The organism is Streptomyces sp. NBC_01363, assembly GCF_026340595.1.
Lineage (GTDB): Bacteria > Actinomycetota > Actinomycetes > Streptomycetales > Streptomycetaceae > Streptomyces.
Genome location: NZ_JAPEPF010000002.1, coordinates 254,898 through 278,102 on the forward strand (window position 1 = coordinate 254,898; position 23,205 = coordinate 278,102).

Sequence of the window (23,205 nt, forward strand, 5' to 3'; positions counted from 1 at the left end):
CGATGTACGGCCGATGGGCGCATGATCCGACACCACCGGACAGCCGACGGGGACCGGCGGGACGCCGGGTGCGAGCGCACCCGACGACACCGGGGGCGCCCCGGTGAGCGCGCCGGCCGACGCGCTCGGGGCGCTCCTCTCCCGGAGGACGGCCGTGGGCGGCACGTCCGCGCTGGTCTGGCAGATCCTTCTCGGCATCGTCTGGGCCGGTTATGCCGCGGGGGCGGCCTTCGGCTGGGGCTCGCCGCAACTGGCGCTCGTCATGGGGGATTTCGGTCTCAGTGCGGCGGCGCTGATCGCCGCCGTCTCCTGCTACCGCTATGCGCGGGCCGGCAGCAGCCGGTTCCGGCCCGCCTGGTTGCTGTTCTCGCTCTCCTCGTTCATGGCCTCCGCGGGCAACGGGGTCTGGGGCTGGTACGAGGTCGTGCTCGGGCTCCCGGTGCCCACCCCCTCCCTGGCCGACGTCTTCTTCCTCTGCTTCGCACCGCCCGCCATCGTCGGGCTGCTGGTCCTCGCCAAGCGCCCCGTCACCAGGGCCGGCTGGCTCTGCCTCGCGCTGGACTCCTGGCTGATCGGCGGATCGCTCCTCACGCTCTCCTGGAGCCTCGCCCTCGCCCACACCGCGCATCTGGTGGACGCCGAGGGCGTGAGCGTGGCCCGCGCGGCGCTCGCGCTGGCCTATCCGCTGCTCGACATCGTGCTGGTCTCCATGGTGCTGGCCCTGCACTTCCGGCGGTCGAACGTCAACCGCTCCGCGGTGAACACCGCCGTCGCCGCGCTCGCCCTGACGGTCCTGTCCGACGCCCTGTTCACCTCACCGCTGCTGCGCCAGACCTACCACTCCGGCCAGATGCTGGACGCGGGCTGGTTCGCCGGCTCGCTGCTCCTCGCGTACGCCCCCTGGGGCGCGAACAGGGCCGCGGACAACGCTTTCCCGCCGCGCGGCGCGCATCCCACCAGCCGTCCCATCGCGGGATCGCTGGCCGCGCTGACGCCCTATCTCGCCGCCGCCGTCTGCACCCTCGGCATTCTCTACAGCGCCATCGAGGGCCGCCGGGTGGACCGCGTCGTGATCTTCACCGGCTGCACGGTGGTGCTCGCCCTGGTCGTCCGGCAGGGCATCATGCTCGTCGACAACATCGCCCTCACCCAGGAACTGGCGCAGAAGGAGAATCACTTCCGCTCCCTGGTGCAGGGCTCCAGCGACGTGATCATGATCGCCGCCCCCACCGGTGTGCTGCGCTACGTCAGCCCCGCCGCGGCCGGGGTCTACGGGCGCGAGGCCGACGACCTGGTGGGCGCCGAGCTCGCCTCGATCATCCATCCCGAGGACCTGGGGCGGGTGGTCCATGAGGTGCGCCGGTTTCTCGCCGCCCCGCCGAGCGAGGAGCCCACCACCCGGATCGAGTGCCGCTTCAGGTCCGGTACGGGCGACTGGCTCAATGTCGAATCCACGGTCAACCGCCATCAGGGCGGGCTGATCCTCAACAGCCGCGATGTGACCGAACGGGTCCGGCTGCAGGCCCAGTTGCAGCACAACGCCGAGCACGACCCGCTCACCGACCTGCCCAACCGGGCCCTGTTCACCAAGCGGGTCCGCCAGGCCCTCGGTGGCCGCCGCTCCGGCGACTCCGGCACCGCCGTGCTCTTCATCGACCTCGACGGCTTCAAGGCGGTCAACGACCGCCTCGGCCACCAGGCGGGCGACGAGCTCCTCGTCCAGGCCGCCCGCCGCCTCCACGAATCCGTCCGGGCGGGCGACACCGCGGCCCGCCTCGGCGGCGACGAATTCGCGGCGATCATCCTCGGCGACGGCACCCGCGACCAACCCGCCCGGGAGTGCCAGGTGCACGAGATCGCCGACCGGCTGCGCCTCACCCTCTCCCAGCCGTACCGGATCGGTGGCGGCGAGGTCCGGGTCGCCGCGTCCATCGGGGTCGCCTTCGCCGAGCCCGGCATCACCCCCAGCGACCTCATGCGCAACGCCGACCTCGCCATGTACCGCGCCAAGGCGGGCGGCAAGGACCGCGTCGAGCTGTACGCCCCGCAGATGCAGGCCGATGTGGTGCGCCGCTCCGAGCTGGCGACCCGGCTGCGCACCGCCCTGCGCGACGGCGAGTTCGCCCTGCTCCACCAGCCCGTCGTGCATCTCGCCAGCGGCGCGGTCGCCGCCGTCGCCGCCCAGGCCCGCTGGCGCTCGGCCCAGGGCATCCTGTTCACCCCGGCCGAGTTCCTCCGCGTCGCCGAGGACAGCGACCGCACCGCCGAGCTGGGCCGCTGGCTCCTCGAAGAGGCCGTCGAGCAGGCCGCCGACCGGGCCAGGGCCGGACACCCGGTCTCCGTCTCCGTGCGCCTCTCCGCCCGCCGGCTCCTCGACAAGGGGATGCCGTTCGGCTCCGTCGAGGCGCTGCTGACCCGGCACAGCCTGCCCTCCGGGGCGCTGATGATCGAGGTCGCCGACAGTGACCCCCGGATCTCCTTCGACGAACTGGAGCAGCGTCTCGTGGCCCTGCGCCGCATCGGTGTCCGCATCGCGCTCGACGGCTTCGGCAGCGGCTACGCCGCGATCAACGCCCTGCGCCGGCTCCCCATCGACGTACTCAAGCTGGACCGCGGTCTGGTCGAGGGCGTGGTGGAGTCTGCCCGGCTGCATAAGATCACCAGCGGCCTGCTGCGGATCGCCTGCGACCTCGGCATGCAGTCCGTGGCCGACGGCGTCGACGTACCGGAGCAGGTCCTCGCACTGCGCGCCATGGGCTGCACGCACGGCCAGGGAATGGCCTTCTCCGGGCCGCTCGACGAGTACCGGCTGCGCCGCGCCCTGGACCGCGGCGAGTTCCCGGTGCCCGGCAACGCCATGGCTCAGCCGGTTCTGACCGGTGGCTCGATCCCCCTCCTCAGTGGCTCACATGTTGAGACGCCCATCCCACCCACTTGACACGTCGAGTGCGTCGGAGAGAGGGTCATTGCCATGCGCACCCGAATTCTCGTACTTGGAAAGCGCGTCGGCTGAAGCAGAGTCCTCCCAGGCACTCTGCAGACCGCACCGACGCGCTCCCCTCGCTTGCCTCACGGCACGAGGGGTTTTTTGTTGCACCGGCACCACGCAAACTGTTGCAAAACACCCGCAGAAACCCTCAGCTTCGAGAAGAGAATGCCGATGACCGAGCAGGCCACCGGGGCCCACCATCCCCAGCCGCGGGCCCGTAACGGCGGATCGAACGCCGCCACCGTTGAGCACGTCACGGGTGCGCAGTCCCTCATCCGCTCCCTCGAGGAGGTGGGGGCCGACACGGTATTCGGCATTCCCGGCGGCGCCATCCTTCCGGCGTACGACCCGATGATGGACTCCACCCGGGTCCGCCACGTGCTGGTCCGCCACGAGCAGGGCGCCGGGCACGCGGCCACCGGCTACGCGCAGGCCACCGGCAGGGTCGGCGTCTGCATGGCGACCTCGGGCCCCGGCGCCACCAACCTGGTCACCCCGATCGCCGACGCCCACATGGACTCCGTCCCGCTGGTCGCGATCACCGGCCAGGTCGCCTCCAAGGCGATCGGTACGGACGCCTTCCAGGAAGCCGACATCTGCGGCATCACCATGCCGGTCACCAAGCACAACTTCCTGGTCACCAAGGCCGAGGACATCCCGCACACGATCGCCGAGGCCTTCCACATCGCCTCCACCGGCCGTCCGGGACCGGTCCTCGTCGACATCGCCAAGGACGCCCTCCAGGCGCAGACCACGTTCAGCTGGCCGCCGACCCTGGACCTGCCCGGCTACCGCCCGGTCACCAAGCCGCACGCCAAGCAGATCCGCGAAGCCGCCAGGCTGATCACCCAGGCCAAGCGGCCGGTGCTGTACGTCGGCGGCGGCGTCATCAAGGCGGGGGCCACCGCCGAACTGAAGGTCCTCGCAGAGCTCACCGGAGCGCCCGTCACCACCACGCTGATGGCGCTCGGCGCATTCCCCGACAGCCACCCGCTGCACGTCGGAATGCCGGGCATGCACGGTGCGGTCACCGCCGTCACCGCGCTGCAGAAGGCCGACCTGATCGTCGCCCTCGGAGCCCGCTTCGACGACCGCGTCACCGGCAAGCTGGACAGCTTCGCCCCGTACGCCAAGATCGTCCACGCCGACATCGACCCCGCCGAGATCGGCAAGAACCGTGCCGCCGACGTCCCGATCGTCGGGGACGCCCGCGAGGTCCTGGCCGACCTGGTCCAGGCCGTCCAGGCCGAGCACACCGAGGGCCAGGTCGGCGAGGCCGCCCGAACGGGATATTCAGCCTGGTGGAAGGACCTCAACCGCTGGCGCGACACCTACCCGCTCGGCTACGACCTGCCCGAGGACGGCAGCCTCTCGCCGCAGCAGGTCATCCAGCGCATCGGACAGCTCGCCCCCGAGGGCACGATCTTCGCGGCGGGCGTCGGCCAGCACCAGATGTGGGCCTCGCACTTCATCCAGTACGAGCAGCCCGCCACCTGGCTGAACTCCGGCGGCGCCGGAACGATGGGGTACGCGGTCCCGGCCGCGATGGGCGCCAAGGCCGGCATGCCGGACCGTACCGTCTGGGCGATCGACGGCGACGGCTGCTTCCAGATGACCAACCAGGAACTCACCACCTGCGCGCTCAACAACATCCCGATCAAGGTCGCGATCATCAACAACGGCGCGCTCGGGATGGTCCGCCAGTGGCAGACCCTGTTCTACAACCAGCGGTACTCCAACACCGTGCTGCACTCCGGCGCGGACACCGAGGGAGTCCCGGCGAAGGGCACCCGCGTCCCGGACTTCGTCAAGCTGTCCGAGGCCATGGGCTGCTACGCGATCCGCTGCGAGGACCCGGCCGACCTGGACAAGGTCATCGAAGAGGCCAACTCCATCAACGACCGCCCCGTCGTGGTGGACTTCATCGTCCACGAGGACGCCATGGTGTGGCCGATGGTCGCCGCAGGCACCTCCAACGACGAGGTCATGGCCGCCCGCGGGGTCCGTCCCGACTTCGGCGACAACGAAGACGACTGAGAGACAGAGAGAGACCGACTCATGTCCACCAAGCACACGCTCTCCGTCCTGGTCGAGAACAAGCCCGGTGTCCTCGCCCGGATCACCGCCCTGTTCTCCCGCCGCGGCTTCAACATCGACTCGCTCGCGGTCGGTACCACCGAACATCCCGACATCTCCCGCATCACCATCGTGGTGAGTGTCGAGGAGCTGCCCCTGGAGCAGGTGACCAAGCAGCTCAACAAGCTGGTCAACGTCCTGAAGATCGTCGAACTCGAGCACTCCGCTGCGATCCAGCGCGAACTCGTCCTGGTGAAGGTCCGCGCCGACAACGAGACCCGCTCCCAGATCGTCGAGATCGTCAAGCTGTTCCGCGCCAAGACCGTGGACGTCTCCCCGGAGGCCGTCACGATCGAGGCGACCGGCGGCGCCGACAAGCTGGAGGCCATGCTCAAGATGCTGGAGCAGTACGGCATCAAGGAGCTCGTCCAGTCCGGCACCATCGCCATAGGGCGCGGCGCGCGCTCGATCACCGACCGGTCGTTGCGCGCCCTCGACCGTACGGCCTAGCCGCCACCCCTCTCGCCGCTCGTATGGCGAGACCCGAAAACGTATCTGACGCACCCCGCCGTACGGTGGGACGCAACACCTGCACACCAAGGAGAGACCCAGTGGCCGAGCTGTTCTACGACGACGATGCCGACCTGTCCATCATCCAGGGCCGCAAGGTCGCGGTCATCGGCTACGGCAGCCAGGGCCACGCCCACGCGCTGTCGCTGCGCGACTCGGGTGTCGACGTCCGGGTCGGTCTGCACGAGGGCTCCAAGTCCAAGGCCAAGGCCGAGGAGCAGGGCCTGCGCGTGGTGACCCCGGCCGAGGCCGCCGCCGAGGCCGACGTCATCATGATCCTGGTCCCGGACCCGATCCAGGCCCAGGTCTACGAGGAGTCCATCAAGGACAACCTCAAGGACGGCGACGCGCTGTTCTTCGGCCACGGCCTGAACATCCGCTTCGACTTCATCAAGCCGCCGGCCAATGTGGATGTCTGCATGGTCGCGCCGAAGGGCCCGGGTCACCTGGTCCGTCGTCAGTACGAGGAGGGCCGCGGCGTTCCGTGCATCGTGGCCGTCGAGCAGGACCCCTCGGGCAACGGCCTGGCGCTCGCCCTGTCGTACGCGAAGGGCATCGGCGGCACCCGCGCCGGCGTCATCAGGACGACCTTCACCGAGGAGACCGAGACCGACCTGTTCGGTGAGCAGGCCGTTCTCTGCGGTGGCACCGCCGCCCTGGTCAAGGCCGGTTTCGAGACCCTGACCGAGGCCGGTTACCAGCCGGAGATCGCGTACTTCGAGTGCCTGCACGAGCTGAAGCTCATCGTGGACCTCATGTACGAGGGCGGCCTGGAGAAGATGCGCTGGTCCATCTCGGAGACCGCGGAATGGGGCGACTACGTCACCGGCCCGCGGATCATCACCGACGCCACCAAGGCCGAGATGAAGAAGGTCCTCGCGGAGATCCAGGACGGCACCTTCGCCAAGAACTGGATGGCCGAGTACCACAACGGTCTGCCCAAGTACAACGAGTACAAGAAGGCCGACAGCGACCACCTCCTGGAGACCACCGGCCGCGAGCTGCGCAAGCTCATGAGCTGGGTCAACGACGAGGACGCGTAACACCGACGCCCCGGGGGCGGGTCCACGGATCCGTCCCCGGGGCGTTTCCCCGCTTCACCGCTGGAAGAGGCGGCGTCGTACGTGTGTACAAGTCGTCCACCCCCGTGTGGGTGATCCTTCCAACGGGGCGCAGTATGCGTCCCGGCGCATGACTACACTTCTCCACACATACACGCGTCAGGCCCACAGTGTCGTGCGTCTTCCACGCGGCAAGCCCCTCCACCGCCTGCGGCCGTCGGGACGGCCGTCCGCACTGGACCTGTGAGGACTCACGTGAGCTCGAAACCTGTCGTACTCATCGCTGAAGAGCTGTCGCCCGCCACGGTGGACGCGCTGGGCCCGGATTTCGACATCCGGCACTGCAACGGCGCGGACCGCGCCGAGCTCCTCCCCGCGATCGCCGACGTCGACGCCATCCTGGTGCGCTCCGCCACCAAGGTCGACGCCGAGGCCATCGCCGCCGCGAAGAAGCTGAAGGTCGTCGCCCGCGCGGGCGTCGGTCTGGACAACGTCGACGTCTCCGCCGCCACCAAGGCCGGCGTGATGGTCGTCAACGCGCCGACCTCCAACATCGTCACCGCCGCCGAGCTGGCCTGCGGTCTGCTGGTCGCCACCGCGCGCAACATCCCGCAGGCCAACACCGCCCTCAAGAACGGCGAGTGGAAGCGCTCCAAGTACACCGGCGTCGAGCTCAGCGAGAAGACCCTCGGTGTCGTCGGCCTCGGCCGCATCGGCGTCCTGGTCGCGCAGCGCATGTCCGCCTTCGGCATGAAGATCGTCGCGTACGACCCCTATGTGCAGCCCGCGCGTGCCGCGCAGATGGGCGTCAAGCTCCTCACGCTGGACGAGCTGCTGGAGGTCGCCGACTTCATCACCGTGCACCTGCCCAAGACCCCCGAGACGCTCGGCCTGATCGGTGACGAGGCGCTGCACAAGGTGAAGCCCTCGGTCCGCATCGTCAACGCCGCGCGCGGCGGCATCGTCGACGAGGCGGCACTCGCCTCCGCCCTCAAGGAGGGCCGCGTCGCCGGCGCCGGCCTCGACGTGTACGCGAAGGAGCCCTGCACGGACTCCCCGCTCTTCGAGTTCGACCAGGTCGTCTGCACCCCGCACCTCGGCGCCTCCACCGACGAGGCCCAGGAGAAGGCGGGCATCGCGGTCGCCAAGTCCGTGCGTCTGGCCCTCGCCGGTGAGCTCGTGCCGGACGCGGTCAACGTCCAGGGCGGCGTGATCGCCGAGGACGTGCGCCCCGGTCTGCCGCTCGCCGAGAAGCTCGGCCGGATCTTCACCGCGCTCGCGGGCGAGGTCGCGGTCCGCCTCGATGTCGAGGTGTACGGCGAGATCACCCAGCACGACGTCAAGGTGCTCGAACTCTCCGCGCTCAAGGGCGTCTTCGAGGACGTCGTCGACGAGACGGTGTCCTACGTCAACGCCCCGCTCTTCGCGCAGGAGCGCGGTGTCGAGGTCCGCCTCACCACCAGCTCCGAGTCGCCGGACCACCGCAATGTGGTCACCGTCCGCGGCACGCTCTCGGGCGGTGAGGAGGTCTCGGTCTCCGGCACGCTGGCCGGGCCCAAGAACCTCCAGAAGATCGTCGCCGTCGGCGAGTACGACGTGGACCTGGCGCTGGCCGACCACATGGTGGTGCTGCGTTACGACGACCGTCCCGGTGTCGTCGGCACGGTCGGCCGGATCCTCGGCGAGGCCGGCCTGAACATCGCGGGCATGCAGGTCTCGCGGACGGACGCGGGCGGCGAGGCGCTGGTCGTGCTCACCGTCGACGACGACGTCCCGGCCTCGGTGCTCGCCGAGATCTCCTCGGAGATCGGTGCCGCCTCGGCCCGCACGGTGAACCTGACCGACTGACGGTCGCGGCGTTTCCACGTACCCGGCATCTAGACGCGCGTCTTACACAGGCGTCTGCATGCCGGGTACGCTGCTGTCATGGGACACCGTGAGGATCTGCTCGAAGGCGCCAAGCGCTGCCTGCTGGAGAAGGGGTACGCCCGGACGACGGCACGTGACATCGTGGCCGCCTCCGGTACGAACCTCGCCTCCATCGGCTACCACTACGGCTCCAAGGAGGCCCTGCTCAACCTCGCCTTCCTCAAGGTGACGGAGGAGTGGGGCGATGTACTCACCGAGAAGCCGGACGAGGGCGCGGACGCCGGCGAAGTGCCCCGGTCGCCGCTCGACCAGTTCCGTGACACCTGGCAGCGGGTGATCGACAGCTACCCGGAGACCCGGTCCGTCTGGCAGCTCCAGATGGAGGTCGTCTCCCGGATCGACAAGGACCCGGAGCTGCGGAAGGCCCTGATGGGCCCGCAGCGCGAAGGGCGCGACGGGCTCGCCGAGAACATGCTCGGCATCGACCCGGAGAAGGACCCGGAGAAGGCGCGGGTGGCCGGGCTGTTCTGTCAGGCGCTGCTCGCGGGCGTGATGGTCCAGTGGATGATGGACGGTGAATCCGCCCCGTCCGCACAGGACTTGACGGACGGTCTGAAAGTGATGCTGGAGGGCCGGGCGGACACGCCCTAGCCCCCGAGCCGTGCGCTTTTGAGTGCCATGTGCAGCAGCAGCCGGTCCTCGCCGTCGTTCAGATCGAGGCCGGTGAGCTGCTGGATCCGGGAGAGCCGGTAGTAGAGCGTCTGGCGGTGGACGCCGAGTGCGGCGGCCGTCCGGGACGCCTGGCCCGCGCAGTCGAGGAACACCTCGGCGGTGCGGGCCAGATCCTTGTGCGGCGGGGTGAGCAGGGTGCGGACCACGGGGTCGGCGGACGCCTCCGTGGGGAGCGCGGTCAGCAGCCGGTACGGCCCGATCGCCGACCACTCGACGACCGGGCCGAACCGTGACTCGGCCGTCGCCGCGCGGGCGGCGGCCACCGCCTCGTGCCAGGCCGCGGCCAGGTCCGGCAGTCCCCGGCGGGGCACCGCGATCCCGGCGGTGGTGCCCCGGCCCGCGGCGGCACGCAGCCGGTCCGCGGCCAGGAGCGCCGGGTCGAGCACATCGGTGGAGCGCAGCCGGACCAGCGCGGCCAGGGCGGGAAGCCCCCCGGTCACGGGGACCGGGGCGAGCGCCGCCGTCGACGGCACCGTACGGACCGACGGCGGATCGTCCGGCCACGGGGTCACGCACACCAGCGTATGCAGCCCCTTCGCGTCCGGCCCCAGCGCCTCGTCCAGCGCGGCCACCGCCATGTCGTGCTGCCAGCCCCGCCCGGCGGTCAGGACCGCACCGAACTCCCGGGACAGGTCGGTGCCCGCCCGCGCCTCCTCGGAGAGCAGCGCCCCGATCCGGGCCGCCACCTCCATCGCCGCCTTCAGCTGTTCGTCGGTCGGCCCGGGGTCCGCGTCGAGCAGCCAGACGTAACCCAGCACGGCCCCCCGATGGTGTACCGGCAGACAGATCCGGCCCCGGAAGACCCCGGCCTCCGGGGCCGCCGGAATGCGGACCGGGCCGGTGGCGCGGGTGATGCCGAAGCCCTCGAACCAGGCGCGGACGGCGGGTGTGGAGCGGCGGGTCAGGATCGAGCGGGTGCGGACCGGGTCCATCGCGGTGTCGTCGTCGCTGTCATGGGCGCCGAAGGCGACCAGGCCGAAGTCCCGGTTCTCCAGCGTCGCGGGGGCGCCGAGCAGCCCGGAGATCTCGTCGACCAGCTCCTGGTAATCGCCCTTCACCCGGCCATTCTCGCACCCCTTCAGACATATGTCTGAGAACCGGGGAACGGATGCGTGACAGCTGTCGATGGCACAGGATCGGAGAGATCCTTAGATTTCACGGTGGTTCTCCGTGCTGTACCGGTCTGTTACCCGATTTCCGGTATGGCCTTCGTTCGTACTTTCCGTGGAGGTGCCCCGTGCTGGGTCCCGTGATTCTCGCCGCTTCCCGCAGCGACAAGATGCGCCGTTTCATCTCGGCCGCACCTGGCACCAAGCAGGTCGTCGACCGGTTCATCGCCGGTGAGACCGTCGACCAGGTCGTCCCGATCATCGAGGACGCCGCCGACAAGGGCCTCGAAGTCACCCTCGACGTGGTGGGCGAGGACATCACCACCCCCGAGCAGGCCTCCGACGCCCGCGACGCCTACCTCGAACTGATCGGCCGCCTCAAGGACCTGGGCCTGGGCACCAAGGCCGAGATGTCCGTCAAGCTCTCCATGTTCGGCCAGTCCCTCCCGTCGCCCGCCGCCACCCTCAACGGAGAGCCCTCCGGGCTCGCTGCTCGATTCCCGGGCGGCCACGAGCTGGCGCTCGCCAATGTCCGCCCGGTCGTCGAGGCCGCCGCCGAGATCGGCACCACGGTCACGCTGGACGCCGAGGACCACACCACCCTCGACTCGATGTTCGCCATCCACGAGGAGCTGCGGAAGGACTACCCGCAGACCGGCTGTGTGATCCAGGCCTACCTGTTCCGCACCGAGGACGACGCCCGCCGCCTGGCCGCCGCCGGCAGCCGCGTCCGCATCGTGAAGGGCGCCTACAAGGAGCCCGCCTCCGTCGCGTACCAGGACAAGGCCGAGATCGACAAGGCGTACGTCCGCATCCTGCGGATCCTCATGGAGGGCACGGGCTACCCGATGATCGGGTCCCACGACCCCCGCCTGATCGCCATCGCCCAGGAGCTGGGCCGCAAGGCCGGGCGCAAACTGGACGAGTACGAATTCCAGATGCTCTACGGCATCCGCAGCGACGAGCACCTCCGGCTCGCGGCCGAGGGCCACCGGATGCGCGTCTACACGGCGTACGGAACCGACTGGTACGGCTACTTCATGCGCCGCCTCGCGGAGAAGCCGGCGAACCTGCTGTTCTTCGGCCGCTCCATCCTCACCAAGGGCTGAGCCCCCCTCCACCTCTCTACCCAAGGAGCAACGGAACCCATGGACGCTGTGACCCAGGTCCCCGCGCCGGTCAACGAGCCGGTCCACTCCTACGCCCCGGGCTCCCCGGAGCGTGCCCGCCTGGAGGTGAAGCTCAAGGAGCTCGCCGAGAACCCGATCGACCTTCCGATGACCATCGGTGGCGAGAAGCGGATGGGCGGTGGCGAGCGTTTCGACGTCGTGCAGCCGCACAACCACAAGGCCGTCATCGGTACGTTCGCGGGTGCCACGCAGAAGGACGCGCAGGACGCGATCGACGCCGCGCTCGCCGCCGCCCCGGCCTGGCGCGCGATGTCCTTCGACGACCGCGCCGCGATCATCCTGCGCGCCGCCGAGCTGCTGTCCGGCCCGTGGCGCGAGACGCTGGCCGCGTCCACGATGCTGGGCCAGTCCAAGACCGCGCAGCAGGCCGAGATCGACACCCCCTGCGAGCTCGTCGACTTCTGGCGCTTCAACGTGCACTACGCGCGCCAGATCCTCGCCGAGCAGCCCCCGGCCAACTCGCCGGGCGTGTGGAACCGCATGGACCACCGCCCGCTGGAGGGCTTCGTCTACGCGATCACGCCGTTCAACTTCACGGCCATCGCGGGCAACCTGCCCACCGCCCCCGCCCTCATGGGCAACGTCGTGGTGTGGAAGCCGTCCCCGACGCAGACCCACGCCGCCGTGCTGCTGATGCAGCTCCTGGAAGAGGCCGGTCTGCCCAAGGGCGTCATCAACCTGGTGACCGGTGACGGCATCGCCGTCTCCGAGGTGGCCCTGAACCACCGCGACCTGGCCGGCATCCACTTCACCGGCTCGACCCCCACCTTCCAGCACCTGTGGAAGACGGTCGGCACCAACATCGCCAACTACCGCACCTACCCGCGGCTCGTCGGCGAGACCGGTGGCAAGGACTTCGTCGTCGCCCACCCGTCGGCCGACCACGCCGTCCTGAAGACCGCGCTGACCCGTGGCTCCTTCGAGTTCCAGGGCCAGAAGTGCTCGGCCTCCTCCCGTGCCTACGTCCCGGCCTCCATCTGGAACTCCGGTTTCAAGGAGAAGTTCGCCGCCGAGGTCGACGCCATCAGCATGGGCGACGTCACCGACCTGTCGAACTTCATCGGCGCCGTCATCGACGACCGCTCGTTCGCCAAGAACAAGGCCGCGATCGACCGTGCCGCGTCCGACCCGAGCTGCACGATCGTCGCGGGCGGCACGTACGACGACTCGGTGGGCTACTTCGTCCGCCCGACCGTCATCGAGTGCAGCGACCCGGCCAACGAGGTCTTCACGACCGAGTACTTCGGCCCGATCCTCGCCGTGCACGTCTACGAGGACGACAAGTACGACGAGATGCTGGAGCAGATGGAGTCGGTCTCCGACTACGCGCTGACCGGCTCCGTCATCGCGAACGACCGTGCCGCGGCCGCGTACACGATGGAGAAGCTGCGGTACGCCGCGGGCAACTTCTACATCAACGACAAGTCGACCGGTGCCGTCGTCGGCCAGCAGCCCTTCGGTGGCGGCCGTGCCTCGGGTACGAACGACAAGGCGGGCGCCCCGCAGAACCTGCAGCGCTGGACCCTGACCCGGGCCATCAAGGAGACGCTGGTTCCGCCGACCGACTACACCTACCCCCACCAGGGCTGACACCCCTCGGGGCGCCCCACCCCGGCGCCCCGTCACGAATTCCGCCTCCCGCCCGGTTCCCCTGCCGGCCGGGAGGCGGTTTCCATTCCGGGGCCGGTTCCGCCGTCCCGCCGAGGGCGTCAGATCTCCTTGAGCACCTGCTCCAGCGGCTTCCGCACCAGGCCGGGCACCTGGCAGTCGTCGGCCGGATACCCGACCGGAATCACCGCGAACGCCTTCTCGTTCGCCGGGCGGTCCAGCACCTCGCGCAGGAACCGCATCGGGCTCGGCGTGTGGATCAGCGCCGCCAGGCCCGAGAGGTGCAGGGCCGAGAGCAGCATGCCGACGGCGATCCCGACCGACTCGTCGACGTAGTAGTGCTTGTGCCTGGTGCCGTCCTCGCCCACCCAGTACCGCTGCTGGAAGACCACGACCAGGGCCGGGGCGTCCGTCATATGGGCCTTGACCGCATCCGTGCCCAGCGGTCGCAGCGCTGCCAGCCACTCCTCGCCGAGCCTGCCGTCGTAACTGATCCGCTCCTCGCGCTCGGCCGCCTCGCGGATGCGTCGGCGTACGTCCGGGTCCTTGACCAGGACGAAGGTCCACGGCTGCTGATGCGCGCCGGACGGAGCGGTCGCGGCACAGGCGATCGCGTCCTTCACGACCTGCTCGGGAACGGGATCGGACGAGAACCGGCGTACGGTTCTGCGCCCGGCCATCAGCTGTCGCAGGCGGGCGGCACGTGCGAGCGACTCGTCGGCCGCGATCCGTTCGGGACGGTAGGGGACCGGCTGGTAGGGCGCGCCATGGATGGGCGTCCACTGCGGGGGTACGGCTGTGGTCTCGGACATGTCGGCAGTGTGGCGGGCGAGGACTGGTCCGGACCAGGGTGCCGTCGGACAGAACCGGCACGCCCGTCGGTCAGTGTCCGGTCAGCTCCAGCCCGCGACGATCAGCGAGAGCCCCGCCGTGAACCCGCTGCCCAGCAGGACCAGACAGCGGCCGTACTGGCGTCGGTGGCGGCGCATCAGCAGTCCGAAGGCGGCGAAGCCGAGCCCCACGGTGAGCGTCCGGGAACCCCGTGCCGTCGCCGACGCGGCGAGCCAGTCGAGCGCGGGCACCCCGGCGCGGCCCGCCTCGGCCCCGTACACCTTGAACGGAATGCCGTTCCACGGCTGGTGCCGCACCGCGGACGCGCCCTCCACGGCGAGCTCGGCCCGGACCTCGGCCCGCATCCGGTCGGTGGTCAGCGGAGCGGGCAGGTGCACGCCCGCGGCGGCCAGCTGAAGGGCGAGCAGGCCACCGGCCAGGCTGCCGGCGAGTGCGCCCAGCGACATCCTCGGCGCCGCCCGCGGCACCGCCACACACACCGCGGCCAGCAGCAGCTCGGGCATCAGCGGCCAGCTCAGCGCCTCCGCCAGCGCCCAGCAGAAGGCCAGCGCAACGCCCCGTCGAGAGGTCACGACCGCGGCCACCCGGCGTCGCGTCGCGGAGTCCTTCAGCGGCTCGGCGACCGTGCGCGCGTGCAGGGCGACCACCGCGTCGCGGGCCTCCCGGGGACCGGTCGTCGACGGCAGCGGGTCACCGATCGACACGCGCACCAGCGCCGAGCGCAGCCGGCCGTGCTTGGGCAGCAGCCGGTCCGTGCCCGCGATCCCGACCGGCACGACCGGGACCCCGGCCCGCTCGGCCAGGACCAGTGCGCCGCGATGGAAGGAGCCCAGCTCGCCGTCCTTGCCCCGGGTCCCCTCCGGGAACAGGACGACCGCCCGGCCGGAGCGCAGCTCGTCCGCCATGGACAGCAGATCGTCCATGCCGCCGCCACCGCGCCGCACCGGGAACCCGGCCGCGAGCCTGCGGCAGATCCGGCGCCGCCACGGCGAGGCGAACCAGTAGTCGGCCGCCGCGCCGATCGCCGGGGTGTGCCGGGCGTCGAGCGCGGCGAGGAGCGCCGCCGTGTCCGCGTGCGAGGAGTGGTTGGCGACGACGACACAGCCGCCGCGCGGCAGCCGGCCACGCCGTTCCACCCCGCCGGTGAGGCTGAGGACGCCCCACCACAGACCGCGCCGGAGCGCGGCGGTGAACCGGGAGCGTACGGGCAGCGCGACCCGCTCGCGGACGCGCGCAGGGGTGGGGGTCATGTCGTCACCATCGCCAGGAGAAGGGCCACCAGCAGGGAGTCGATCCGGTCGAGGAGGCCGCCGAAGCCGGGCAGCCAGCTGCCCGCGTCCTTCACCCCCGACTCGCGCTTGACCATCGATTCGATCAGGTCGCCGAGGACACAGCCGCCGAGCACCGCGGCCCACAGCGGGAACGCGAACTCGCCGAGCACGAGCAGCCCCGCGGCCGTCGCCACCGCCGCACCGAGCACCCCCGCCCAGGTCTTGTTGGGGGAGAGCGGCGACAGCGGCCGGGCGAGCGGGCCCCGGCGGCCCAGGGCCGTGCCGCCGCACCAGGCGCCGACATCGCCGAGCGCCACCGCGAGCCCCACCGCGACACCCGTGTCCCCGAGCGTCACCAGACCGGTCAGGGCGACCGGGATCCACAGCAGCCCGAAGGCGGTACGCGCGGTGCGGGTGAAGCCGGTCCGGTCGTCCCCGCCCAGCACCGGCACGAGTGCGGCCGCGACCAGCAGCAGCGCTGCCGCCCGGACGTCGAGGAGCCGCGGCGCCAGCCACGCCAGCGCGGGGAGCACCACCGAGGCCGCCACGAGCACCGCGAGGTCGCCCCGGCGCAGCCCCGCCATCCGCGCGAACTCGCCCGCCGCGACCACCCCGAGCCCCGCGGCCAGCGCGAACGTCCCGCCGCCGCCCAGGAAGTACGCCCCCAGGAAGACCGGCGCCACCAACGCCCAGGTACGCCACCGCTTGCGCAGCTCGGCCCGCATCCGGACCTTCGACGGCAGCACGGCGACGGCGACACCGCCCGCCCCCAGCACCCCCGCGACCAGCGGCACGGCCCGCGCCGCGGCCTCCTCGGCGATCAGTACGGCGCTCATGCCGGCTCCCGCCACAGGCCCGCCAGCCGGAGCGCCGCGGTGAGCAGCGAACCGGCCGCGATCACGATCAGGACGGGCACGGTCCAGCCGCTCGCCGCCGCGACCACGACCAGCAGGCAGCGCTCGGTCTTGCCGACCGGGCCGCCGTTGCGCCGGGGCGCGCCCGCCGCCGCCCCGGCCAGCGACACCCAGGACGGCAGCGTCGCCGCGAGCCCGGCCACCGCCACCAGCCACAGCGGGGCGAGCGCCAGGAAACCGGCCAGCACGACCAGATCCGCCACCCGGTCGCCGAGTTCGTTGAGCACCGCGCCGCGCCTGGTCGTCCGGCCGGTGTCGCGGGCCAGCGCGCCGTCCAGGTTGGCGAAGGCGAGCCGGGCGGCGAGCAGCAGGGCGACCGGCAGGGCGGCGAGGCCGGTGGGCAGCCAGGCCAGCGCGGCGGCGGCACCGGCCGCCGAGACCACACCGGCCGCGGTGAGGGTGTCGGGCGACACTTCACGGCGGACCAGCGAGGCGCGGACACCGGAAAGCCGGTCCGCGTACCAGGGCTTGAGAGCGTAGAGGCCGTTCATGGGCCCAACTCTCTTGCGACGCACAGTCCTTCGACACGTGGCAGGTACTCATATGCGGACTGAGTACCTGGTGGCCGTGGTGCCTGAGAGGCTGGGGCGTATGACCGAGGCGATCCTGCGTACCGCACACACCAGCCGGCTGGCCCCGGCCGCACTCGACGAGATCCGCGCGCTGCTGGACACCGCCTTCGAGGGCGACTTCAGCGACGACGACTGGGACCACGGCCTCGGCGGCATCCACGCGTGCGTGCGCGACAGCAGCGGGCTGCTGGCACACGGCAGCGTGATCCAGCGCCGGGTCATCCACCTGGGCCACTCGTACCGGATCGGCTACGTGGAGGCCGTGGCGGTCCGCGCGGACCGGCGCCGGGAAGGGCTCGGCGGGCGGATCATGGCCGCGCTGGAGGAGGTCGTCGACGGGGCGTACGCGTTCGGCGCCCTGTCCGCGTCGGCCGCCGGGGCGGCGCTGTACGCCGGGCGCGGCTGGCGGGTGTGGCCGGGGCGGATCGCCGTACAGGCGCGGTACGGGGTGGAGCGGCTGCCGGACGAGGAGGGCAGCACCTACGTCCGTGGCGCGGCCGGCCGGGTGCTGCCCGCCGGCTCCGGGACGCTGGTCTTCGACTGGCGGGACGGGGACGTGATGTGAGCGACATCTGCGCGAAGGGGGCGCCGGACGCGGCCCGTCGGCCTTGTCACCGTCCCTGACCAGGCACGATCGCCGGAAATCCGGGTTCTCGTCCGGGTGGCGCGGGCGGGCGGGCCCAAACCTCCGTCTCAGATAGTAGGAAGTCCGAGTAATTGTGGAGACAGACCGGCCGAGCTGCCCTAGCTTTGTAGAAGCCGAACGTCACGCTAGATCCAGCGAATGGCGGTCGTGAGTGCGCGCCCTTGTGCAGGCAACCCCTGCGGCGCCCGCTCCCCGCCCCTCCGGCGCCTCGAAATCCCGATCTCGAAATCATCTTCACGATGTTCGATCTCGAAATCCTCGCGATCTCAAGGAGTCGATCCATCATGGTCCAGACGACTGTCCGCCGTGTCCGTCACACCCCCCGCCCGACCGAGTCGGAGCGCCGGAATGCCGCCGCCGCCCTGCAGCGCGCCCTCGACCGCAGGGACAACGGCGGTTCCACCGGTCACTGAGACCGGTTCGCCTCAGCCCCGCCGCCTGATCTCGAAGTGGTCGATGCGCTCGCCCGACTCGGCGAGCGCGGTGACCTTCATCCGGGCGTGCCGGCCGGGCTCCACCTCCACTGCCAGGAACGAGAAGCCGGTGTAGCGCACCCGGGACCACTCCACGGTCTCGGTCGCCTTTCCGCCGCCCTTGACCACGTGGTACGTGTCCACGCCGTCCAGATCCTGGACGTGTCCCTCGTAGGTGTCCGGCGCCGGGAAGTTGTACAGCGCCTTGCCCGCGCCGCCCGCCGTGACGTACACGATGCCGTCCCGTGTCGGGTCGGTCCGCTCGCCGATCGGCACCTTGCGCCGGACGGCGTTCTTCAGGATCGCGTCGGTGCGCTCGTAGACGTGGTTGTGGCCGTTGATGACCAGGTCCACCTGGTGCTTCTCGAAGAGCGGGACCCATGCCTCGCGCACCCCGCCGTCGGAGGCGTGCGCGTTGGTCGTCGAGAAGGCGCAGTGGTGGAAGAAGGCCACGACGAAGTCGATGTCGTGGCGGGCCCGCAGCTCGCCGAGGCGCCGGTCCAGCCACCGGGTCTGGCGGCCGTCGCTGATCCCGAAGTTGGCCGGGATCTCGTACGAGACGTCATTGGCGTCGAGGGCGACGACGCCCACATTGCCGTGCACGAACGAGTAGGCGCCGGGCTGGTTCACCGGGTCCGGGCCGTTGCCGGGCAGCGTCCAGCGGGCGTTCTGGCCGCCGTAGCCGTCCGGGGAGTACCAGGCCTCCATGTCGTGGTTTCCGGCAGCGCCCACGGCTTGTGGCCGATCCGGATGTACGGCCGCTTCACGGCGAACGGGACCTGCCAGGAGACCGCCATCTGCGTCCTCGGGTCGGCGCCGTAGGCCAGGTGCCGGCCGAACGGCGCCACCAGCGAACCGTCCACCTGGGTGGAGGTGCGGCGCGAGGCGGGCACGGTGGGGGCGGCGAAGGCGGGCGAGGCGGCGAGCCCGGTGCCGGCGACGGCCGCGGTCGCCACGCTCGTACGCAGCACGCCGCGCCGGGTCAGCCGGGCGCGCAGATAGTCGTGCTGCTCTGCCATGCTCATGCGGTCGGCGAGCTTCTCGGGGATTCCGAAACGGGGGATGTCCATGGACCAGAACATCCACCCGTTGCCCGACTCCGTACCGCCGGGTAGGTGAACGGTACACGTACAGCTCCCCATGTGTCCGTATGGTGGACGTTACGTGTCATGGGGTGGGACGCGCAGTAAGGTGCGGACATGTCTCGCAGCCTCAATCTCGCAGTGATCCCCGGTGACGGTATCGGCCAGGAGGTCGTGGCCCAGGGCCTCAAGGTCCTCAACGCTGTTCTCCCGCAGGACGTGAAGCTGGAGACCAAGGAGTACGACCTTGGTGCCCGGCGCTGGCACCGCACCGGTGAAACCCTCCCGGACGCGGAGCTCGAAGCCCTCAAGGGCCACGACGCCATCCTGCTCGGCGCGATCGGCGACCCGTCGGTGCCGTCGGGCGTCCTGGAGCGCGGGCTCCTGCTGAAGCTGCGGTTCGCCTTCGACCACTTCATCAACCTGCGGCCGTCCAAGCTGTTCCCGAACACCGCGACCCCGCTGGCCGGCCGCCCGGACATCGACTTCGTCGTCGTCCGGGAGGGCACCGAGGGCCCGTACACGGGCAACGGCGGCTCGCTGCGCACCGGTACGCCGGCCGAGGTCGCCACCGAGGTCAGCGTGAACACCGCGTACGGCGTCGAGCGCGTCGTCCGTGACGCGTTCGAGCGGGCGAACGCCCGCCCGCGCAAGAAGCTGACGCTGGTGCACAAGAACAACGTCCTCGTGTACGCCGGCCACATGTGGAAGAACATCTTCGACAAGGTCGCGACCGAGTACCCCGAGGTCACCACCAACTATCTGCACGTCGACGCCGCGACGATCTTCTTCGTCACCCAGCCGGAGCGCTTCGACGTCATCGTCACCGACAACCTCTTCGGCGACATCCTCACCGACCTCGCCGCTGCCGTGACCGGCGGCATCGGCCTGGCCGCGTCCGGCAACATCAACCCGACGGGCGCCTTCCCGTCGATGTTCGAGCCGGTCCACGGCTCCGCCCCCGACATCGCGGGCCAGGGCAAGGCCGACCCGACGGCCACGATCCTCTCCGTCGCCCTCCTGCTGCGCCACCTCGGCTACGAGGCCGAGGCCGTGCGCATCGAGGACGCCGTCTCCGCCGACCTCGCGGAGCGAGGGGGGCACCTCCCAGGCCTTTCGGGCTCTGGGGGAGGGGCGACGAGCCGTACGACCGACCAGATCGGCGACGCGCTCGCGGTACGCGTAGCGAACTGACCCGACGACTCCGTTTCGAAGCCGCCGGGTAGCAGCCGCACCCGGCGGCTTCACCTGTGCGGCCCCGGGTGCCACCATCGACCACTGGACCGCAAACACGCCGTTTCGTGCACGGCCACCCGGGAGCGATAATCGAACGGGGCCGCGGCTCGCAACAAAGCTCGGACGTCCTAGCACCTGTCTGGCAGGAGCGGCGTGGGCGCGGTCCAACACACACAACGGTGAAGGACACGCACTCATGACGACGCCCACGATCGAGCTCAAGCCCTCCTCGAACCCGCTGTCCGACGCGGAGCGCGAGGTGAGCATGGTCAACCCCGGATTCGGCCGCCGTTTCACCGATCACATGGTGACGATCAGGTGGACCGAGGGCCTCGGCTGGCACGACGCCCAGCTCGTGCCGTACGCACCGCTCTCGATCGATCCCGCCAACATGACCCTGCACTACGGGCAGGAGATCTTCGAGGGCCTCAAGGCGTACCGCCAGCCCGACGGTTCGGTCGCCACCTTCCGCCCCGAGGCCAACGCCAAGCGCTTCCAGGCCTCCGCCCGCCGGCTGGCCATGCCCGAGCTGCCGGTCGAGACGTTCATCGCGGCCTGCGACGCGCTCGTCAAGCAGGACGAGGCCTGGGTTCCGGCGCACGGCGGCGAGGAGTCCCTCTACCTGCGCCCGTTCATGATCGCGACCGAGGTCGGTCTCGGTGTGCGGCCCGCCAACGAGTACCTGTTCCTGGTGATCGCCTCGCCGGCCGGTGCGTACTTCCCCGGCGGTGTGAAGCCGGTCTCGATCTGGCTCTCCGAGAACCGGGTGCGCGCCGTCCCCGGCGGCATGGGCGACGCCAAGACCGGCGGCAACTACGCCGCGTCCCTCCTCGCCCAGGCCGAGGCCGCCGAGAAGGGCTGCGACCAGGTCGCCTACCTCGACGCGGTCGAGCACAAGTGGGTCGAGGAGCTCGGCGGCATGAACCTGTACTTCGTGTACGGGAACAAGATCGTCACCCCGGCCCTGACCGGCTCCCTGCTCGCCGGTGTCACCCGTGACTCGCTGCTCAAGGTCGCCCGTGACCTCGGCTTCGAGTCGGAGGAGGGCCGCGTCTCCATCGACCAGTGGCGCGACGACACCACGAACGGCACCCTCACCGAGGTCTTCGCCTGCGGCACCGCCGCCGTCATCACCCCGGTCGGCACCGTCAAGTCCGAGGGCGGCGAGTGGATCCAGGGCGACGGCACGCCCGGCCAGGTCACCATGAAGCTGCGCGAGCGCCTGCTGGACATCCAGCGCGGCGTCGCCGAGGACACCCACGGCTGGATGCACCCGCTCGGCTGAGGACCTGCCCGGCGGATCATGGCCGGGGTCCGGCACGCACGCCGGCTCACCGCGTTGTCGCGGGTCGCGGCGGTCCGGACGGGATGCCTCGGTCCAGACCCTGCACGCACGAAGGCCGCGCCCGGCTGTTCGCCGGGCGCGGCCTTCGCGCGTCATGCGTGCGCACCGTCGGCTGCCTCCTGCCGGACGGCACCGCTGCCCGGTGGCAGGAGCGCTCCGTGGGACGGGGCGGGGTGGCGGGGCCTTGGATCATTCCTGGCATTGCTGTGCAGTTGCATACCTTCCTGCGTCCCACGCTAGACGGTTCGAGCGGGTCAAGCGGGGTGTTCGCGCAATGATTGCCGAGCCCGCACAGAGCGGCGACAGAGTGAAACTCCGTCTCGCATCGGCTCGTCAAAAATCCAACTGCCCCATAGATCTGCCGTGTTAGTGTGCCGGAGTTCGCGATCCAACGTGAACGGATCATCGTAAACGGGGAGAACACAGTGAATCGAAAGCTGGCCGTCGGCGTGCTCGCCACCGGACTCTTTGTCGCGGGCGCGGGAGTCTCTTTCGCAAGTGCGAATGGAAATGTCCAAGCCGCCGCCTCGTGGCACAAGATCCCGACCCTGTCGAGTTCCGGTGTCAAGTTCAAGAATGGCTACTACAAGTTCGAGGCGCCCGGCGCCAAGTACGGAGCCTTCCACTGGAAGGGCGATCTCCAGGACACCTCCGCGGGCGATGGTCACAACGTCTATGTCCAGGTCAAGGTCGAGGGCTACAGCTGGAACCGCTACAACGGCAAGCAGAAGAAGACCGTCCACAAGGACTACTACACGTACGACGGTGCTGCCCGGTACACCAACGACGCCTGGATCCGTGCCTGTCGTGACCGCGGCTCGTTCCACCCGGACAATTGCTCGGTGACCAAGCACTACAAGCGGTAGTCGGCCGACCCGCACACCACCGGCCCGGGGCTTCGCCCCGGGCCTTTCGCCTCTTGGGGGAAGCGATCAGTACGTCAGAAGTGCTCAGCGCCAAGGGAGTCGACCTCTCCTACGGCCCCACGCTCGCCGTCCGGGACGTCCATCTGTCCCTGGCCCGCGGCGAGATCGCGGCCATCACCGGCGCCAGCGGATCCGGCAAGTCCTCGCTCCTGTACTGCCTCGCGGGGGTGCTGCCGCCCGTCCGCGGACAGGTGCGGTTCGAGGGCCGCGCGTACGACGAACTCGACGACGAGGACATCAGCACGCTGCGCCGCGAGCGATTCGGTTTCGTCTTCCAGTACGGCGAACTGCTCCCCGAGCTGACCATCGAGGAGAACACCGCCCTGCCGCTCAGACTCGCCGGACAGCGCAAGCGTCCGGCACTCCAGGCGGCTGCCGAGGTACTCGACCGCCTCGGCATGGCCGAGTTGCGCGAGCGGCGTCCCTCACAGGTGTCCGGCGGCCAGAGCCAGCGCGTGGCCGTGGCACGGGCGCTCGTGCACCGGCCGGCCGTCGTCTTCGCCGACGAACCGACCGGCTCGCTGGACAGTGCCAACGCGGCCACCGTCCTGCAGGAATTCCTGGAGCTGGCCCGCTCGCAGGGCACCGCCGTCCTCCTGGTCACCCACGACCCGGCGGTCGCCGCCCGGGCCGACCGGCGCTACACGATGGCCGACGGCGTACTCGATCCGAAGGGCCAGTAAT

19 protein-coding genes and 1 pseudogene are annotated in these 23,205 nt (G+C 70.5%); 14 read left to right on the forward strand and 6 right to left on the reverse strand.

What is annotated here, in order from left to right:
- Positions 1-103: 103 nt before the first annotated feature.
- The 6 genes from OG611_RS29245 to OG611_RS29270 all read left to right on the forward strand — a co-directional run bounded on the left by OG611_RS29245 (position 104) and on the right by OG611_RS29270 (position 9,216).
- A complete protein-coding gene (locus OG611_RS29245; RefSeq protein WP_266426908.1) occupies positions 104-2,938 on the forward strand; it encodes a bifunctional diguanylate cyclase/phosphodiesterase in 2,835 nt (944 codons plus the stop codon).
- Between the two features lie 216 nt (positions 2,939-3,154).
- Entirely contained in the window at positions 3,155-5,026 is a 1,872-nt protein-coding gene (locus OG611_RS29250) for an acetolactate synthase large subunit (protein WP_266426911.1), read from the forward strand.
- A 21-nt stretch (positions 5,027-5,047) separates the two neighbouring features.
- Positions 5,048-5,575: an acetolactate synthase small subunit gene (gene ilvN, locus OG611_RS29255; protein WP_266426914.1), complete on the forward strand. Its 528-nt coding sequence runs from the start codon at positions 5,048-5,050 to the stop codon at positions 5,573-5,575.
- A gap of 101 nt (positions 5,576-5,676) precedes the next feature.
- A complete protein-coding gene (gene ilvC, locus OG611_RS29260) occupies positions 5,677-6,678 on the forward strand; it encodes a ketol-acid reductoisomerase (protein ID WP_266426916.1) in 1,002 nt (333 codons plus the stop codon).
- 273 nt (positions 6,679-6,951) lie between these two features.
- A complete protein-coding gene (gene serA, locus OG611_RS29265) occupies positions 6,952-8,544 on the forward strand; it encodes a phosphoglycerate dehydrogenase (RefSeq protein WP_266426918.1) in 1,593 nt (530 codons plus the stop codon).
- A gap of 78 nt (positions 8,545-8,622) precedes the next feature.
- Positions 8,623-9,216, forward strand: coding sequence for a TetR/AcrR family transcriptional regulator (locus OG611_RS29270; protein WP_266426921.1), 594 nt, complete (start codon positions 8,623-8,625; stop codon positions 9,214-9,216).
- Here the strand turns inward: OG611_RS29270 and OG611_RS29275 are convergent.
- Positions 9,213-10,355, reverse strand: coding sequence for a CdaR family transcriptional regulator (locus OG611_RS29275; RefSeq protein ID WP_266426924.1), 1,143 nt, complete (start codon positions 10,353-10,355; stop codon positions 9,213-9,215). The genes OG611_RS29270 and OG611_RS29275 overlap by 4 nt on opposite strands.
- 179 nt (positions 10,356-10,534) lie before the next feature.
- Between OG611_RS29275 and OG611_RS29280 the strand changes: the two genes are divergently transcribed.
- Together OG611_RS29280 and pruA are read left to right on the forward strand one after the other, a co-directional pair.
- Positions 10,535-11,515, forward strand: coding sequence for a proline dehydrogenase family protein (locus OG611_RS29280; RefSeq protein ID WP_266426926.1), 981 nt, complete (start codon positions 10,535-10,537; stop codon positions 11,513-11,515).
- Between the two features lie 39 nt (positions 11,516-11,554).
- Positions 11,555-13,186, forward strand: coding sequence for an L-glutamate gamma-semialdehyde dehydrogenase (gene pruA, locus OG611_RS29285; protein ID WP_266426928.1), 1,632 nt, complete (start codon positions 11,555-11,557; stop codon positions 13,184-13,186).
- Positions 13,187-13,305: 119 nt separating this feature from the next.
- Here pruA and OG611_RS29290 read toward each other — a convergent pair whose 3' ends face one another.
- The 4 genes from OG611_RS29290 to OG611_RS29305 form a co-directional block, all read right to left on the reverse strand.
- Entirely contained in the window at positions 13,306-14,016 is a 711-nt protein-coding gene (locus OG611_RS29290) for a nitroreductase family protein (RefSeq protein WP_266426930.1), read from the reverse strand.
- Positions 14,017-14,097: 81 nt separating this feature from the next.
- Complete coding sequence (locus OG611_RS29295; RefSeq protein ID WP_266426933.1) at positions 14,098-15,306, reverse strand: lysophospholipid acyltransferase family protein; 1,209 nt, start codon at positions 15,304-15,306, stop codon at positions 14,098-14,100.
- The gene (locus OG611_RS29300; protein WP_266426936.1) at positions 15,303-16,163 is read right to left on the reverse strand and encodes a phosphatidate cytidylyltransferase; all 861 of its coding nucleotides are present in this window, start codon (positions 16,161-16,163) and stop codon (positions 15,303-15,305) included. Before OG611_RS29300 ends, OG611_RS29295 begins: the two co-directional genes overlap by 4 nt.
- Positions 16,160-16,732, reverse strand: a complete 573-nt coding sequence (locus tag OG611_RS29305; RefSeq protein ID WP_266426939.1) for a CDP-alcohol phosphatidyltransferase family protein — start codon at positions 16,730-16,732, stop codon at positions 16,160-16,162. The genes OG611_RS29300 and OG611_RS29305 overlap by 4 nt, the downstream gene beginning before the upstream one ends.
- Positions 16,733-16,832: 100 nt before the next feature.
- Between OG611_RS29305 and OG611_RS29310 the strand changes: the two genes are divergently transcribed.
- Positions 16,833-17,378: a GNAT family N-acetyltransferase gene (locus OG611_RS29310; protein ID WP_266426942.1), complete on the forward strand. Its 546-nt coding sequence runs from the start codon at positions 16,833-16,835 to the stop codon at positions 17,376-17,378.
- A gap of 365 nt (positions 17,379-17,743) precedes the next feature.
- Positions 17,744-17,872 carry a hypothetical protein gene (locus OG611_RS29315; protein ID WP_266426945.1) on the forward strand — a complete coding sequence of 43 codons (129 nt, stop codon included), beginning with the start codon at positions 17,744-17,746 and terminating at the stop codon, positions 17,870-17,872.
- Positions 17,873-17,884: 12 nt separating this feature from the next.
- On the opposite strand, the pseudogene OG611_RS29320 reads toward OG611_RS29315, so the two are convergent.
- Positions 17,885-19,002: pseudogene (locus OG611_RS29320) on the reverse strand (metallophosphoesterase).
- A gap of 129 nt (positions 19,003-19,131) precedes the next feature.
- Between OG611_RS29320 and OG611_RS29325 the strand changes: the two are divergent.
- From OG611_RS29325 to OG611_RS29340, 4 genes are all read left to right on the forward strand, one after another.
- Positions 19,132-20,208 (forward strand): 3-isopropylmalate dehydrogenase, encoded by a 1,077-nt coding sequence (locus tag OG611_RS29325; protein WP_266426948.1) that lies wholly within the window; start codon positions 19,132-19,134, stop codon positions 20,206-20,208.
- A 238-nt stretch (positions 20,209-20,446) separates the two neighbouring features.
- A complete protein-coding gene (locus OG611_RS29330; RefSeq protein WP_266426950.1) occupies positions 20,447-21,535 on the forward strand; it encodes a branched-chain amino acid aminotransferase in 1,089 nt (362 codons plus the stop codon).
- 485 nt (positions 21,536-22,020) lie between these two features.
- Positions 22,021-22,461, forward strand: a complete 441-nt coding sequence (locus OG611_RS29335; RefSeq protein ID WP_266426953.1) for a hypothetical protein — start codon at positions 22,021-22,023, stop codon at positions 22,459-22,461.
- An 80-nt stretch (positions 22,462-22,541) separates the two neighbouring features.
- A complete protein-coding gene (locus OG611_RS29340) occupies positions 22,542-23,204 on the forward strand; it encodes an ABC transporter ATP-binding protein (protein WP_266426956.1) in 663 nt (220 codons plus the stop codon).
- Position 23,205 lies beyond the last annotated feature (1 nt).